This window comes from Paenibacillus sp. FSL H8-0315 (assembly GCF_038005365.1).
GTDB classification, from domain to species: domain Bacteria; phylum Bacillota; class Bacilli; order Paenibacillales; family Paenibacillaceae; genus Paenibacillus_AQ; species Paenibacillus_AQ odorifer.
Genome location: NZ_JBBOTA010000001.1, coordinates 5,841,854 through 5,859,323, shown reverse-complemented (window position 1 = coordinate 5,859,323; position 17,470 = coordinate 5,841,854). Strand labels below are relative to the sequence as shown.

Sequence of the window (17,470 nt, the reverse complement as noted above, 5' to 3'; positions counted from 1 at the left end):
GTGCTTAAAGTCTTGCCGACAGTATTTCGCATAACGCTCCATACAGTGTATGTTCAAGATCCAACGAGGCAAGAGAAGCCAGGGCTGCCATCGGCGTTACTGCTGCTTTGACTACATGGTAAATTTGTTCTTTCAATTGGAAAAGAATTTGCGCACGGTTCAGAAGGCTGAACACCTCATCATCTACCGAATTCACCGCAATCCGGGCATCTGTGAACGTTACCTCCAATGAATGCTCTACCGCTTGATCCGAAATCATGATCGTAAGCGTATGTGTAGCCTCATCATAGTCCATGTTTGCTTCGATTTCTGTGCCGCCAGCGAATACCTGTACCTTCGTATCAGCAAAACCAACAAAGGACAGCTTCCACGATCTCCGCTCAGGCACAACCTTTGTATTTCCCTTAGCAGAGAGGATCTTGAAGCTCGCTCTATCCCCCATTTCCAGGATCATTTCTGTATCACACCATTGATCGTCCTGATCCTCCGCAGTATCGCCCTCATCCTCCCAGAGATGAAAATGACCCCTTCCTCCCGCAAATACACGGACCTCCATATGCCTCGGATTATCCACTGAAGAGGTAAATTGCGTCAGATCTGCCATGGGCACAATAGCACCCGCTTTAGCTAATACAGGGATATTCTCAAGATTGCGATAAAGAGAAAGCTTTCTGCCACCGTCGTACACTCTTCCGTTAAAAAAATCTATCCAAATCCCTTCAGGTAACCAAGCCTTAAATTCGGCAACGCCTACCTTTGGGTTGACCGGCTGTGTAATCGGACAGGCAATAAGTTCCGTTCCGAAATAATATTCATTGGGCACTTCATAGGCTTCATTCGACAACGCATGATGATAATACATCGGTCGGATTAACGGAAGACTATCGCGGCTGGCGTAGCGATTCATAGTGTACAGATAGGGAAGTAAACTATGCCGCAAGCGCAGGCAATCCTTCATCACATCTTCCGCAATCTTATTGAATCGCCATGGCTCCTTGCTGTTAAAGGCACTAGCAGAACTATGTAACCGCAGAATAGGTGAAAACACACCGAATTGCACCCAGCGCATTGCCAACTCATCGTCTAAATAACCATTCATATGGCCCCCGATATCATGGCTCCACCAACCATATCCCACGTTGGCGGCGTTGGCTGTGAAGTATGGCTGGAAATCCAGCGACTCCCAAGTGACAATGGTATCTCCAGAGAAGCCCACAGGATAACGATGGCTGCCAAGACCTGCATAACGGGAAAAAGTAATCTGCCGGTTGCCGCGCCGGCCGCTATCCAGATAGTGATAATGGTTCAGCATCCAAAGCGGATCTAGTCCCGGTACTTTAGTCACTCCACCCTGCTGCCAATCAATCCACCAGAAGTCCACACCTTCATCCTCTAGCGGATGATGCAGAAACTTAAAGTATGCCCGCAAAAAATTCGGATCCGTGATATCAAATTCCACAGCATCCCCTTTTTCCGGGTCCATCCCCATCTCTGCAGCAATGGCCAGATAAGGATCTTCAAACGCCCGTACACCGTCTGCTGGATGTACGTTGAGCGTTACTCGAAGGCCTTTTTCATGCAGCCATGCCAAAAATCTTTGAGGCTCCGGAAACAGTTCCCGGTTCCAGGTATAACCCGTCCAGCCACTGCCGTACTGCGGATCAATATCGACGAGATGCCAATCCATATCTATAACAGCGACGGAGAACGGAATTCGCTCGAGCTCAAACCGCTCCATTAACGCTTTGTATTCTTCTTCTGAATATCGGTAATAACGGCTCCACCAGTTGCCAAGGGCATAACGTGGCAATAGGGGCGTACGACCGCAAAGGTGATAGAAATCCTTCAAGCAGTGCAAATAATCATGACCGTATCCAAAAAAATAAACATCGAGGCCAGCCAACGCCCGTAGCTCGACCCGTCCATCCTCTTCCAGTACTAGGGAGGTGCTATCATCAATTAACGTATACCCCGCACGTGAAAGTAGTCCGTGCTCCAGCGAAATGGCACCATCTGCATTATCCAGGGTACGTGCAGTCCCTCCCAAATCTTGGACTGTATCTCCATAATTCCAGACACTCATTAGGTGACCCGCTTCGTTTCTCACCCGAACATTGAGACCATGCCGGGAGAAAGGCTGCTTGTCATAAGTTAAATGCAGGCGCTCCGTAATCAACTCAAGTTTATTCCCCAGATCCATTACGCGGAACTCTGGAACCGGGAAATTGCGATTCACAACGGTCTGCGACGCCCGATCTTCGAAAAAACCTTCCTCACTATATTCCATCCGGATAAGCTCCGGAGTTAAGACAGTGAACCGATAGCACTCCCCCTGAATAATCGCGTCAGCATTACTGCCTGGTTCAGAATGCAGCTTTAATTGGGCCGCCAAAGGGGTTGGCTCTTTCATTATATTTCCCATCAAGTAAAAACCTCATTTCTTGTTATTCAACGCCCATATAACGGCTGAAAGCATCTGTCCGAATTTTCACCATCTTTTCGAGGCCCATCCCCCGTAGCTGCTTCACATAGTCATCCCACTGCTCGTCAATAACACCTGAGATTATAAATTGAGCACGCATTGTATTGACGTAACTATCAATATCGGTGGTCAAGGTCGGCAGCTCCTGAAACTCTTCTGCAGTGTACATTACGTTGGGGAAAGGTGGTGTTGTGTAGTCACTTCCCAGCTTATCGAGTTGTAGCTTCAGTCCATCTCCGGTTTTAGGATTTAGAAAGATGGTCTTTTCAAAAGCTGGGCTTACATATTTCGGCCCAAAATCCCGGAGTGACTGTTCCCAATACCAAGCATCCGCACTGGTGCCGGTTGGAGGGTCCATCAATGTATACGTACCGTTGTCATTTTTCTTAATCACCGTTCCAATGGCACCCCAGAAATTCTGAATGCTGGCTTCATTGGTATAGAACTGATCCGCCCAGCGTGCTGCAATTTCTGGATACTTGCAGGATGTGGTGATCAACAGCTCGTTGCGTTCCAGATTCATCCCATACGGGTTCCCAACGGTGTAGCGCTTCCCGTCTGGTCCAGCAATTGGCGGAATGGTCACATATTGATCACTCCATTTGCCAAACATAGCGTCTGGCGTCCACTGATAAGAGAAGCCTACGATTGGGGCATCCGGATTTAGAAACTTTGCCGATCTCATCGTTTCGTCTTGAGTGAATACTTCTTTATCAAGTAATCCGTCTTTAAACAATTTGCTCTCCCATTTGAGCCCTTCTTTGTATTCCTCTGAAATCGGGTAATAAACCGCATTTCCGTCCTTGACCACCATGAAGTTATTATTCAAATCTGCAATTCCGAAGGGACTGATTAGATCATTACTTAATTCGATAAAAGGAATCTCATCCTGTTTTCCGTTTCCATTCGGATCTTGTTCTTTGAATGCTTTTAGCACGTTATAAAGATCGTCTATCGTATCCGGTACCTTCAAACCCAATTTGTCCAGCCAGGTTTTATTAATCACAGGCTGACGTGAGCTTTTAGGACGTGAGGGTAATCTTGCAGGCAGCGAGTAGATTTTCCCGTCAGGAAAGGTGCTGATTTTTTTCATTTCCGGTGTTTCTTCCATAGCTGCTTTGAGATTAGGCATGTTTTGCTCAATATAATCATCTAACGGCCGAAATAAGCTTAAATTATTGACGATATCCGCATCTCCAAAGGTCTGACTCCCTAAAATGATATCTGGTAGTGTGCCGCTGGCCAGCATAATAGACTTCCGTTCACTCCAATCATTGGAGGACATCACCTGCCACTCGATTTTGACATTCGTGTTCTTCTCCAAATCCTTGAGCCATTGATTCTCGGTAAAAGAATCTCCCATGCTTACCCACCGGACAGTGAGTACTTTCAGCGTCACAGGCTTATCCACTATCGGCAATCCTTCTTTGTTAAATTCGCCCGTCTCAGGTTCAACAGAATTAACCCTATTGCTCCCTTTACAGGCAGTAAGGCTAGCAAGCAACGTTGTCACTAAAAGAATGACGGTGATTGTTCTATATATCCTGTTTTTTTGTTGCTTTTTCATAACGTTCTTGCTCCTTACGAATGAATGTTAGTAGAATAGCCGAATGTACTATTCCTTCACTGCGCCGATCATTACCCCTTGGTTAAAGTATTTTTGTACAAAGGGGTACACACACATGATCGGAACCGTTGCCACGATAATAACAGAATACCGCATCATATTGGCGAGTCGTAGTGCGATTTGCGCAGCTTCCCCGGTTCCCATCCCCGATTGCATCTGATTGGTGATCAGAATATTTCGCAGAATCAGCTGCAAAGGATACATATTAGGATTTTTCAAATAGATCAAGGCATTAAAATATGAATTCCAGTAACCAACGGCGATCCATAGACCCAGCACGGCAATAATCGCCTTCGATAGTGGCAAAACGATCTGTACAAAATATCGAAGATTTCCACAACCATCGATCTGTGCAGCTTCCCATAAATCTCCCGGAATACTCGACTGAAAAAAGGTGCGGGCAACGATAATGTTAAACACCCCAACGGAGAAAGGCAGTACCATCACCAGAAATGTGTCGTACAGATGGAAATCACGGATCGTTAGAAAAGTCGGAATTAACCCCCCATTAAAAAACATCGTAAAGATGAAAAACAGGGAAAGATATTTTCGCCCCACAAGATCCTTTCTGGACAACGCATAGGCCGCAGAAATATTTACAATTAAACCGATTGCGGTCCCTACCACCGTATACATGATGGTATTCCAGTAACCGATCCAAATATTTTCATGACGCAGCAGCTCTTTGTAACCATCGAAGGTGAACCCTTTAGGAAATAACCAAACCTGCCCCCCCGCCACCGCGGAAGGATCACTGAACGAAGCAATGACGATAAAATACAGCGGATAGATTAAGATAACTAGAAAAATTGCTGATATAACATACATCACTATTTCCATTATAGTATCCGAAGAACGATTCTTCTTTATTTTCCCCACATTCCCTTTAGTAACTGTCTCTAAACCTCCCATTTCAATTCTCCTCCCTTCTACCACAAGCTATTTTCGCTTAGTTTTTTAGAAATCTGATTGACCATGATCAATAAAATAAAATTAATAACGGTGTTAAACAGGTTGATCGCCGAGGAAAAGCTGTATTGACTGCTGAGCAAGCCAATTTTGTAGACATAAGTAGAAAGAATTTCGCTTGAAGTGATGTTCAAGTCATTTTGCATTAAGTACACTTTTTCAAACCCAACCCCAAGCAATCCACCGACCCGCAAAATAAGCAAGGTTATCGCTGTTGGCATCAGCATCGGAATATCGATATAACGAATTTTATGCATCCGGCTTGCTCCGTCTACGGTTGCCGCCTCGTACAAGCTAGGATCAACTGCGGAGAGCGCAGCGATAAAGATAATGCTGTCCCAGCCGACATGCTGCCACACATCCGACCAAACATATACACTGCTGAATAATCCAGCGGAGCCAATCAGATCAGGAGCCTCTTTTCCAAAAAGACTATATATATTGCCCAGCAGTCCGGTGCTAGGTGAGAACAAAATCATCATTAAACCCACCATTACTACTGTGGAGATAAAGTGCGGCATATAGGACACCGTCTGGAAAAAACGTCTGAACCGGTTAGGTCTCATCTGGTTAACCATCAGCGCCAGTATAATTGGAATCGGAAAGGTAATCAGACTGTACACACTGATGATCAATGTGTTTTTAATCGTTGATGAAAATTGATAGGAATGAAAAAATTTCTCGAAGTACTTGAATCCAGCCCAAGGGCTGCCTCCAATTCCCAACGCCGGGCTATAATCCTTGAAAGCAATCAGCACCCCGTACATTGGCTTGTACGCGAATAATAACGTCAGAACTACAGCAGGAAAAAGCAATAGATAGAGACCCCAATTTTGTTTGATTTGTCCGAATTTCCGCCCGAAATGAAGTGGACTAGATTTCATGACATCCCCTCCTTATTTAAAATAGAGAATGCTACCCCACAGCTATCCTGCAGGGCAGCACCTTTTTCGAAAGACGAATAGGTTATTTCACGTTCATATAACGGCTGTAAGCATCCGTGCGAATCTTAACTAACTTTTCAAGTCCCATTTTATTAAGCTTGCTCACATAAGCATCCCAGCCCTCGTCAATTCCGCCTTTGCTAATAAATTGCGCCCGCATAGTATTCACATAGCTGTCGATATCCGTAGTCAAGGTTGGCAGCTCCTCGAACTCCTCAGAAGTGTACATTACGTTAGGGAAAGGTGTGGTTACATATTCACTGCCCAGCTTATCCAGCTGCAGCTTCAGTCCATCTCCACTTTCAGGGTTCAGGACAATTTTCGATTCAAAGGATGGGCTCACATATTTCGGTCCAAAATCACGTAGCGATTGATCCCAATACCAAGCATCTGCGCTGGTTCCAGCTGGTGGATCCATCAATGTATAAGTGCTATCATCGTTTTTCTTAATAACCGTTCCAATCGCACCCCAGAAATTCTGAATGCTCGCTTCGTCAGTATAGAACTGATCTGCCCAACGTGCGGCAACCTCAGGATATTTGCAGGACGTGGTGATCAGCAGCTCATTACGGTTAAGATTCATCCCAATCGGATTCCCGATCGTATAACGTTTACCATCTGGTCCGGCAATCGGTGGAATCGTCACATATTGATCGCTCCATTTCCCAAACACGGCGTCTGGAGTCCATTGGTACGTAAAGCCTACGATTGGAGCATCCGGATTCTGGAACTTAGCCGATCTCATCGTATCGTCCTGAGTGAATACCTCTTTATCTAGCAAGCCTTCCGCATACAATTTATTTTCCCATTTGAGACCTTCTTTGAACTCCTCCGAAATAGGGAAATATATCGCTTTTCCGTCCTTGATGATCATATTATTGTTATTTAAATCGGCAATTCCGAAAGGACTAATCAAGTCATTACCAATTTCAATAAAAGGAATCTCATCTTGTTTTCCATTCCCATTCGGATCTTGTTCTTTAAAAGCTTTGAGCACGTTATAAAGCTCATCAATCGTTTCAGGCACCTTCAAGCCCAATTTGTCCAGCCAGGTCTTGTTAATCACAGGCTGACGTGAGCTTTTTGGACGTGCAGGAAGTCTTGTTGGCAGGGAGTAGATTTTCCCGTCAGGAAATGTGCTGATTTTTTTCATTTCTGGGGTTTCTTCCATAGCTGCTTTGAGATTAGGCATATTTTGCTCGATATAATCATCAAGCGGCCGGAAAAAGCTCAGATTATTTACGATATCGGCATCCCCAAAGGTTTGATCTCCCAAAACGATATCCGGAAGCGTGCCACTTGCCAGCATAATCGACTTCTGCTCACCCCAGTCATTGGAGGACATTACTTGCCAATCGATTTTGACATTCGTATTTTTCTCCAGATCCTTCAGCCATTGGTTTTGCGTAAAGGTGTCCCCCATACTCCCCCAACGGACAGTCAGCACTTTAAGTGTCACAGGCTCATTCACAATCGGCAGACCTTCTTTGTTATAGCTGCTCGTTTCATTTGTCGCTGCATTATTCCCGTTGTTACCGCCGCAGCCAGCAATTCCAAATACCATCGCAGCCGCCAGCAGACCCACAGTCCATTTCTTTGCAGTTTTTTTCTTACTGTGTTGACTCATCTCTTAATCCCCCATTTCAATTTATCAAAATGCATCTGAATAGCTTTATAATAACTTCTTATTTTTTCGTATTCCGGACACATTAAGACGGTTATCCAGACCTTTGAATTCGCTTACAAAAAATACAAAAGCTAAATGCTCTACTTGGGGAGATTTAATAACAGTATCCCGACTTCTGTATGTGCTATCCGGACTTTGAGGGAAATCACTAGCGAGTTCTTATGTTTTTTTCACGCAGAGGTTTTATAATGACTTTATGATCAAAAAAACAGCGAAACATAAAACCTACCCCATTCGCCATTATATAAAAGTCATGATGTTGGTTTCATTCACAGTCCTTATTCTGGATTTAGGAATCAGCATCGCTTCCATTTCCATCGTTAAGCAGCAGTCCACTCGAAATTTGCAGGATACTGCGGCACTTTACATCAATCGTATTAATCATGATTTTGCCTACATTAATCACTATATGGGCTGGACGCTTGGGAACGATGAGAGCTTACTAACGATGAATACTTACGGGGTCAACAGTATCGAGTTCTTAAAAGCAAATGATAATCTGTTCAAACGCTTTACCGAGCTGCAAAAAAACTACGGGCATGAGTATAACTTCTTCTACTATTTGAAAAATGAGACCTATTTTTTGAATTGTGCACCGATCAGCGTAACCTATACGGATTACAGGGAGCTGAAAAAGAAGATTATTTCTTATATTGATGATAAGGAGATGTATGAGAAGTTTTATTCCAAATGGACGCCTATTCTTGTGAACAACCATTATTATGTAATTAATATCGTGCCCTATTACAATCGCTATTTAATTGGACTGATCTCCGCAGATAATCTGATCCGGCCGCTACGCCAAATTAATCTTGGCGCCAATGGTTATGTTTCTCTAGTAGATGAGAATGAACAGCCTTTAACCAGTCCGATCTCCAATAGCGGAACGTTAATAACGGAAAATGGGGGATTCGCTAATCTTTTGCAATCGCGTACAACCATCAACAGCGCATTCTCAGACACCACCTTCAGCACCAAAATGGTCATTAAATATGGCATATTCGAAAAAATCATGATTGCCCAGCTGCTTATTATGTTATTGTTCTTCATTGTGACCTCCACGTTATGCATTGTTCTGCTCTTTTTCAAAAAAAGAGTGTTAGGTCCGATTCAAAGCTTCTCCGATAACCTTGCTTTCATTAATGAGTCTGGGCAACCCGCAGATTTCAAAAGCAGTGAGATTATAGAGCTGGAACAAGCAAACACTCAGTTTAAAGGCTTGGTTGAACAAATCAAAACCTTTAAAATCACTATGTACGAGCAGGAACTGGAGAAACAAAGAATACAGCTGGACTATATGAAGCTACAGATTAAACCACACTTTTTCTTAAACTGTCTGACTAGCATCTATAGCATGGCGCAAATTCATATGTATAAAGAAATTGAAAATATGACGTTGTCTACCTCTAAGTATTTCCGTTACATTTTTCAGAATGGCGAGAATTTTGTCCGGTTAGAGGATGAAATCGAGCATGTCCGAACCTACTTGGAGATTCAAAAGCAACGTTATCAGGACGCATTTATTTATTACATCGAACAAGAGGATCAGGCAGGCAGTGTGGAAATTCCACCGTTAGTGCTGCAAACCTTTATCGAAAATTCAATTAAATATGCGATTTCACGCGAACATGAAGCCGAGATCAGACTTACAGTACAACGATTACAGATGGAGCAGGAAGAAGAAATGCTCGTTATCCAGCTCACCGACACCGGTCCCGGTTTTCCACCTCAGGTGTTAGAGAAACTTAATCTTGGAGAGCCCTTGGATCAAAGTAAAGGTACGCAAATCGGCATTATGAATACGCTTAAAAGACTAGAGTACCTATATTTAAAAAGAGCAACCGTCACCTTCTCCAATTTGGAGGGCGGCGGTGCTAGTGTAATCTTATATCTTCCGAAGCTTCCTAATAAATCTAAATGAATGGAGAGCAAACTATGAATGTACTGCTTGTTGATGATGACTTTTATGTTATTGCCGCATTGCAAAAGAAAATAGATTGGGAATCACTCCACATTGATACTGTTTATACGGCTAATAATGTCGCTCAAGCACGTGAAATAATAGAAAAGCATTCTGTTCAAATTCTGATTTCAGATATTGAAATGCCGCAGGGCAGCGGACTTGAATTACTAGCATGGATTCGCGAGGGAAATTATAGTATTCAGACTATTCTTCTTACCAATTATGCAGATTTCAACTATGCGCAGAAAGCAATCGAATTGCAGAGCTTTGAATATTTCCTCAAGCCCATTGAATTTGACAAGCTGATGTTGATCATCCAAAAGGCGGTCACCCAAGCAAAAGAGCAGCAAAAAAACGAAAAAGCCATTCAGGGCGGTTACTTTTGGCAAAAAAATCAGGCGAAGATTCTTGAGCATTTTTGGCGGAAGCTGGTCAGTGGCAGTACATCATTTCCGATTAAGTTGGCAGACATCACACATGCCATTGAAGAACAAAACCTCTCCTATCAAATGAGCGATACTCTACAGCCTTTGATATTTAACTTATTCCCTTACAATGGCAGCATGGGAAAAGAAGAAAAGGATCTGTTTGATTTTGCCCTGCTAAATGTATTGTACGAATTGTTTCAACGCCCTTGTTTTACCATCGAAAGCATTCTGGAATATAAAGATTATAACTGGATCGCCATTTTAAAATGGAACCAGGCACCAGACACGCAACGGCTTGAAGCATTATGTTCTTCTTTTATTCAAAAGGCGAATCCTTATTTAAAATGTGATGTCTGCTGCAATATTGGCTTATACGATAAACTGAGTAATGTAGGGAATGTTCTAAAACAATCCCTGACTATGGATGAAGAAATTACGAGATGCAGAAATCAGACCTTTTTGGTGGAGGCTTATCTGCAGCAAAATAAACCGGGCTATACACCACCGGATCTTGCCTATTTGGAAGAGCTGCTGAACCAGAATAAATTCACTGCTTTTCTTGAAGAAGTTACACAATATTTAAAGGTCATGCTTAACAATAGAACACTTGATACCTCTGTCCTTAGCTTGTTCCGTTTAGATGTAGTTCAGCTAGTCTATTCATTTCTCAATCTGAAAGGGATACGATCGCACAAATTATACTCTGGCAAAACTAATGATAAATTATCTATGCACTCTTTGGATTCAATCGAGGATATGGAAGAATATCTTAAATACCTTGTCACTACAGCCATGAAATATCGTGACTTTGCTGCCCAGCCTAAGTCCGTCGCAGAAGAAATCAAACAATACATTCATTCACATTACGGCGATGATCTGACCCGAAATGATTTGGCTGAAATTGTTTATCTCAATCCTGATTACCTGGCGAGGATATTCAAACGAGAAACTGGGGTTTCATTAGGCAGTTACGTCATCCACGTCCGAATCGCTGCTGCGAAACATCTATTAGAAACCACAAATATGTCTGTATATACCGTCGCGAACAAAGTCGGCTATAGCAACTACTCCTATTTCTCCAAGCTTTTCAAACAAGAAGTAGGTCTCCCTCCAAACGATTATAAAAAGGAACAACAATACAATCCAGCTTACTAAAAGAGGGTAACCAAGCATCTAGTTCATGGATGCTGGGTTACCCTCTTTGGGATATCTTCTGAATATTAATTACTGTCTACCTTTACTCCTACGCTGCCGGGAATCATTTACGCCGAACATTACTCTTACATCCAGTAACCCCCGCCCCACCCTCTCCCCTCTGATGCTTCCGGACCCAGATGACGCTATTTGCTCATTTATCGCCTTTTGAGCACAGTTTCGGACTCCAGTGCAACTATTCCTGAGATATTGCTCCAAATCGAGTGTGTTTCAGGTCAATAGCGACTATGCGGTCCGTTAGAATTCCAAATGTACCATAAAGCAACGTTTAAGGTCAGCTGGGTCCGATAGCTACTTCGTACGCGGAAATCTGGAGCTAATTAGCGAAACATGCCGTGGGATCAAGGGAACAGCTCAACATCGCCAATAACTATGCGCCTCACTCTTACACACAGTAATCATCCGCCACGCCTATACTCCTACGCTACCGGGAATCTTACACCTCTTACCTTACTCTTACACCCGGTAATCATCCGCCACGCCTTTTCTCCTACACTACCGGAGTCATTTACGCCGAGCTTACTCTTACAACCAGTAACCACCCGGCCCACTCTCGCCTCAGGTGCTTCCGGACCCAGATGACGCTATTTGCCCATTTATCGCCTTTTGAGCACAGTTTCGGACTCCAGTGCAGCTATTCCTGAGATATTGCTCCAAACCGAGTGTGTTTCTGGTCAATAGCGACTATGCGGTCCGTTAGAATTCCAAATGTGCCATATAGCAGCGTTTAAGGTCAGCTGGGTCCGATAGCTACTTCCTACGCGGAAATCTGGAGCTAATTAGCGAAGCTTGCCGGGGATCATAGAAAATCCCAAGACCACCAGTAACTATCCGCCCCACTCTCGCCCCTGCTTCCGGACCCAGATGACGCTATTTGCCCATTTATCGCCTTTTGAGCACAGTTTCGGACTCCAGTGCAACTATTCCTGAGATATTGCTCCAAATCGAGTGTGTTTCAGGTCAATAGCGACTATGCGGTCCGTTAGAATTCCAAATGTGCCATATAGCAGCGTTTAAGGTCAGCTGGGTCCGATAGCTACTTCGTACGCGGAAATCTGGAGCCAATCAGCGAAGCTTGACGGGGATCAAGGGGACAGCGCAACTCCGCCAGTAACCACCCGCCCCACTCTCGCCTCTGATGCTTCCGGACCCAGATGACGCTATTTGCTCATTTATAGCCTTTTGAGCACAGTTTCGGACTCCAGTGCAACTATTCCTGAGATATTGCTCCAAATCGAGTGTGTTTCTGGTCAATAGCGACTATGCGGTCCGTTAGAATTCCAAATGTGCCATAAAGCAGCGTTTAAGGTCGGCTGAGTCCGATAGCTACTTCCTACGCTGAAATCTGGAGCCAATCCGCGAAGATTGCCGGGGATCACGTGAAGCTTCCCCACTGCCAGTAATCTTCAAGCTCCAAAAAACACATAAATGCCCCAGCAGTCATAATCAGAACGGCTGGGGCATCTCTTTTACTAAATTAAGCCTGAAGCGCTACATATTTATCGCCAAGCAGATTTTTAAAATAGGTGCGATTGTATAACATACTAGGATGGGATGGATAAAAACTCAACGCCGTTTCATTGTGATGATTCGCCTTCTCGTGTTGGCCGAGACGATCATAACAAAGTGCCAATTGAAGATGCGGCAGCCAGGTATAAAAGATTCCATTCTTCATACCCATCGAATCGTTATCCCGCGGTAGCTGAATCGCTAGCTCATACCAGTATGCGGCTGGATGCAACTGGCCTTTTTCCAGCAGAAGTGCCCCCAGTCGGCAACAGAACTCTGAACGTGGTTTATCATACTGCAAGGTTTTACATAACGCTTCAAATGCACCTTCTTTATCCCCCAGCCGTTCCCGGCATTCGGCAAGCTTTAGGCAAGCCTGAAAATTATCTTCAATCCAGCCCTGCCCACCCGCTAAGAAAATCTCATAGTATTTGCAAGCCTCTTCATTTATAGCATGATCCCTTAATTCATTCGCATAATAATACTGGTCTCTCGGCGAAAATACTTCACCCTGTGCAACACGTTTTTGATAAATCCGCAAATTACGATCTGTGTATTCCTTATCTTTCTCATGTGTGATGCAGACATCACTACTAAAAGAAGGACCACTTACCTCTAAATACTCATGAACAGGCCCGATCCATTGAAAGTTGCAGCTGCGCCGAACCAGCCTGTTGCGGCGTAAACTAGCTGTGACATTTCCCGCTTCGTCAAAAGCCAGATTATATTGCATGTTCACACTGTGAATATGTCCGGGCAGGATTTCTTTTAGTTTTTTAAAAAGAATCTGATCCTCTTCCTTTATATAATCATCCGCATCAAGCCACAAAATGTACTCCTGAGTAGCTTTGCTAAAGGCAAAATTACGTGCGGCACTAAAATTATCAATCCATTCAAAATCATAAATTACAGCTCCGAAGGACAACGCAATCTCTTTTGTTTTATCCGTCGAGCCTGTATCCACGATAACAATTTCATCTACGAGACTTGCAATGGTAGACAAACATCTGTGCAAGCTTTTTTCTTCATTTCGTACTATCATACATAAACTAATCGTAACCATACTCGCCCTCCTACACGCTTTGTTTGAAATTCTTTCTATATTGATATGCAGGGTTTAAGAAACGGACTCCCTCTCTATCCCGCCCGATCATGAAGAACTTCAGAAATATAAAGGTTATGTAAGAAACTTTCCACTCCATTCTTAGGTCTATATAAGTAAGATCAAAGGAGGTACAGAATATATGAAATCCAAACGAAAAAGCGTTAGAAACGGCTGGATCTTAACTTCAATATTGTGCGTCGTAATTGTACTAGTGCTGCTGATTGGATATAAAGGGCTCAACTGGGAAACACCTACCACTCCACCCCCGTCCACCAACGCACAAACTAATAATGAAGCAGATAACAAACCCAGCCCCACTCAAAAAATGCTCGAATTTCCTAGCAGTGATCCCGATAATGGGCAGGTCATCATTCCACTGCACACTACGCTCGCGCAGCTAAATATTGATAGTGGCAGCGAATATGTAAATACAGAAATCCCCCCCATACCTGAAATGACCTTTGCTTTATCTCAAGACATGAAAAACCAAGTAGAAGCAACGCTGGTCTACCGTCCTGATATCGGTGGAGGTTATCTTCTACTCGCTCCTGCCGGATGGCAGGCTACCGCGGTTGTCGGCGCTAACGGTTCTTATGGAGTTACCTTTCAGGATCCGAACCATCCGGAACAAAACATGAACTATTCAGATACGGCTTGGACTTGTATAGGCTGTGCCATTACTGCAATCGGAGCTTATTTCCCGGAAAAAGCCGAATGGGCTGAAGCGCTGGGATTTACCATTAATAATCCGCTTAAGTTTAGCGAGCAGCATATTTTAGGTACTGCAGGAGCTGAAGCAAGAACGGTCAGATATACGCTTCAAGCAGACGCGAATGGCTTTCAGGATGAGGGTGCTGCCTATTACGATAAGGGAGAATGGGGTTATTTATTCCGCAGTATCGGAATACATCAAGCTCAAACATCCCCACAGCAGGAAGTAGTGGAGACCCTCATGAAGTTCTTTACAGATAATCATGGACCGCTCTTCATTGCTGACCCAAACGCAGAGAAGCTGGACTAAGGGTGGGAATTTTTAGAGAAAGGTATTTTCAACCTTGCTCTTGCTTTTAGAAAGACGTAGGTGCTATTTTTTGTTATAATCAATGCAATGCGTTGTTTATGAATTCAGACATATATAAAGGGGACGTAACCATGACTCAAATTATTAAAACTCTAACTATTGCAGGCAGCGACTCCAGTGGTGGCGCAGGCATCCAAGCGGATCTAAAAACATTTGAAGAGTATGGTACCTACGGCTTTAGTGCCTTGACCACTATCGTTACTATGGACCCGGACAACGGCTGGCACCATAATGTTTATCCAATTGATGCCTCCATTGTTGCTGAGCAGTTAAAAACTATTTTCGCTGGTGGCCCGGTTAATGCCATGAAGACAGGTATGCTTGGAAGTGTTGAAATTGTGCGCGTTGCAGAGCAAGCGATCAAAGAAAATCTTCAGACTAATGTAGTTATTGATCCAGTTATGGTGTGCAAGGGTGAAGATGAAGTCTTGAACCCTGACAGCGCTGAGGCTATTCGTGACTTATTGCTACCACTAGCAACTGTGGTCACCCCAAACTTGTTTGAAGCAGGTGTTCTTTCAGGTCTTGGCAAACTTACTACCCTTGAGGAAATGAAAGAAGCTGCCCGTCTGATTCATAAGCTCGGTGCACGTAATGTCGTGGTTAAAGGCGGCAAAGCACTCGGCGGCGATCAAGCGATTGATATCTTCTTCGACGGTTCTGAGTACACTGTATTCCAAACAGCCAAAATCGAACCCGCTCACAATCATGGAGCTGGATGTACTTTTGCCGCAGCAATTACAGGCGGTCTAGCTAATGGCTTAACGGTTCATGAAGCTGTTGCAAAAGCTAAAGATTTTGTCTCCGCAGCCATTCGTAATGGATTTGCGTTTAATGAATATGTGGGTCCTGTATTTCACGGTGGTTACCGTTTAGAACGTTAGAACTCGCAATCCAATTACACAAAAAAATAAATGGCAGTCCAGACGCTGAACTTCAGCTTTGGACTGCCATTTTTATTTACTATTATTGAAAATCCGTAAATTCAAAACTAAGCTTACCGAACATAGATTTTTTATACGATTATTTTCATAAAAAAAGCACCCGAATCAAGATTCGAGTGCTTCTGAGCTACGTCCTCTAATTATTTTATCAAAATGGATAAAGCACTTTTTGACGCCAAACGGAAAGATAATTCATCCGCTCCCGGCAAGTTCAAAGCCACATTCTCAGCCTTTTCACTATCGTTGAACAGAACAACTGCAATAGAGTTATCTGTATTCTTAAAAGCTACGGAACGAATCACTTCTTGATTGGTGGAGGCGTCAATGCGCACAGCCTTCGGACGAATAAATTTACTGAAATGGGCCAGCGCATAATAGTCGAGTGTATACGTAAGCTCCTTGGTCTCTTGGTTGACTGTCACAACACCACGACAAGTACTTTTGCCAAAACCCGGTACGGTTGGGCCGTTCTTTTCATCTAAGGCCATATTCCATAACACAAAGGATTTACTATGATTTCTAAGAATATCAATCCCTGTTCTCATTACATTGGAGAAGGCTTGTTCAAACGGAGGAATCCATTCTCCACCAGAACCTTCTGTAAAATGCACTTCTTTATCAGCAAAAGCTTTCAGAACCTCTGATTGCGCTGACGCATTGCCACCATACCAGTGCCAAGCTACACCATCCACTTCATCTTTTGCATAATCGAGCACGGTTAACGGATAATCTGGACGATCCCAGTTGTGGTCGTAGCAGAGAATTTTTGTAGCGATGTTATGCTTAACAAAGCTCGGCTTCAGGTAGTTTTTAATGAAATCTTTTTGCGCCTCAGGCAACATTAACATACTAGGGTAGTGTTTGGGTTCAAATAAAGGCTCGTTCTGTGGTGTTACAGCATAAGTTGGCAATCCGTGCCCTTCAAAAGCTTGAATATATCGAACAAAATAATCGGCATAAGCCTGATAATATTCTTGTTTAAGTTCTCCAGCAATCATCGATCCGCTAGTCTTCATCCAACCTGGTGCACTCCATGGAGAAGCCATCAGTTTGATCTCAGGGTTAATTTCCAGAGCTTGTTGCAACAAAGGGATAATGTCTGCTTCATCATGTGCGATAGAGAAGTGGGTTAATTCCGTATCCGTTTCCTGTGCAGGTCTATCGTCATAGCTATAAATATCTCTAGCATAATCCGATGCCCCCATTGGATTTCTTAATACGGACAAACCAATTCCATCTTGTGCGTCAAAAAGCTTGCTCATGACTTCCTTTTTCTGTTCGTTGTCCAGGACTTGATTAATCAAATAAGCGGATGAATCCGTAAAGGATGCTCCAAAGCCATCCATTTCCTGAAAGGTTTGATTCTCGTCAATAGTTACAGTAGTGGTCGCCTCTGCGTCAGCAATTGGAGTTAATTGTTGCAGACTTTGCTCTACAAACAATGTATTCTCCCCGGTGGATTGATATATTTTAAGCTCTGGCATGTTGTTTCCCTCCATTTTTCTATGAAGAGGCC

At 43.6% G+C, this 17,470-nt stretch carries 11 protein-coding genes; 4 read left to right on the top strand and 7 right to left on the bottom strand.

Annotation, left to right across the window (positions count from 1 at the left end):
* Positions 1-4: 4 nt before the first annotated feature.
* The 5 genes from MHB56_RS25300 to MHB56_RS25280 form a co-directional block, all read right to left on the bottom strand.
* Positions 5-2,422: a glycoside hydrolase family 31 protein gene (locus MHB56_RS25300; protein ID WP_256717237.1), complete on the bottom strand. Its 2,418-nt coding sequence runs from the start codon at positions 2,420-2,422 to the stop codon at positions 5-7.
* Positions 2,423-2,444: 22 nt separating this feature from the next.
* Positions 2,445-4,049, bottom strand: a complete 1,605-nt coding sequence (locus tag MHB56_RS25295) for an extracellular solute-binding protein (RefSeq protein WP_076303044.1) — start codon at positions 4,047-4,049, stop codon at positions 2,445-2,447.
* A gap of 48 nt (positions 4,050-4,097) precedes the next feature.
* A complete protein-coding gene (locus tag MHB56_RS25290; protein WP_076130365.1) occupies positions 4,098-5,021 on the bottom strand; it encodes a carbohydrate ABC transporter permease in 924 nt (307 codons plus the stop codon).
* 17 nt (positions 5,022-5,038) lie between these two features.
* Positions 5,039-5,962 (bottom strand): ABC transporter permease, encoded by a 924-nt coding sequence (locus tag MHB56_RS25285; RefSeq protein WP_076130366.1) that lies wholly within the window; start codon positions 5,960-5,962, stop codon positions 5,039-5,041.
* A gap of 82 nt (positions 5,963-6,044) precedes the next feature.
* Positions 6,045-7,649 (bottom strand): extracellular solute-binding protein, encoded by a 1,605-nt coding sequence (locus MHB56_RS25280; protein ID WP_076130367.1) that lies wholly within the window; start codon positions 7,647-7,649, stop codon positions 6,045-6,047.
* Between the two features lie 256 nt (positions 7,650-7,905).
* Here MHB56_RS25280 and MHB56_RS25275 point away from each other — a divergent pair, with 256 nt between their 5' ends.
* Together MHB56_RS25275 and MHB56_RS25270 are read left to right on the top strand one after the other, a co-directional pair.
* Complete coding sequence (locus tag MHB56_RS25275) at positions 7,906-9,630, top strand: cache domain-containing sensor histidine kinase (protein WP_340394004.1); 1,725 nt, start codon at positions 7,906-7,908, stop codon at positions 9,628-9,630.
* A gap of 14 nt (positions 9,631-9,644) precedes the next feature.
* A complete protein-coding gene (locus tag MHB56_RS25270) occupies positions 9,645-11,255 on the top strand; it encodes a response regulator transcription factor (RefSeq protein ID WP_341144151.1) in 1,611 nt (536 codons plus the stop codon).
* Positions 11,256-12,792: 1,537 nt separating this feature from the next.
* Here MHB56_RS25270 and MHB56_RS25265 read toward each other — a convergent pair.
* Complete coding sequence (locus tag MHB56_RS25265; protein WP_341144150.1) at positions 12,793-13,887, bottom strand: glycosyltransferase family 2 protein; 1,095 nt, start codon at positions 13,885-13,887, stop codon at positions 12,793-12,795.
* 181 nt (positions 13,888-14,068) lie between these two features.
* Here MHB56_RS25265 and MHB56_RS25260 point away from each other — a divergent pair, with 181 nt between their 5' ends.
* Together MHB56_RS25260 and thiD are read left to right on the top strand one after the other, a co-directional pair.
* Positions 14,069-14,950, top strand: coding sequence for a DUF4850 domain-containing protein (locus tag MHB56_RS25260; RefSeq protein WP_341144149.1), 882 nt, complete (start codon positions 14,069-14,071; stop codon positions 14,948-14,950).
* 131 nt (positions 14,951-15,081) lie between these two features.
* Positions 15,082-15,894, top strand: a complete 813-nt coding sequence (gene thiD, locus MHB56_RS25255) for a bifunctional hydroxymethylpyrimidine kinase/phosphomethylpyrimidine kinase (RefSeq protein WP_038570000.1) — start codon at positions 15,082-15,084, stop codon at positions 15,892-15,894.
* Between the two features lie 200 nt (positions 15,895-16,094).
* On the opposite strand, the gene MHB56_RS25250 is transcribed toward thiD, so the two are convergent.
* Positions 16,095-17,438, bottom strand: a complete 1,344-nt coding sequence (locus MHB56_RS25250; protein WP_036689741.1) for a glycoside hydrolase family 30 protein — start codon at positions 17,436-17,438, stop codon at positions 16,095-16,097.
* Positions 17,439-17,470 lie beyond the last annotated feature (32 nt).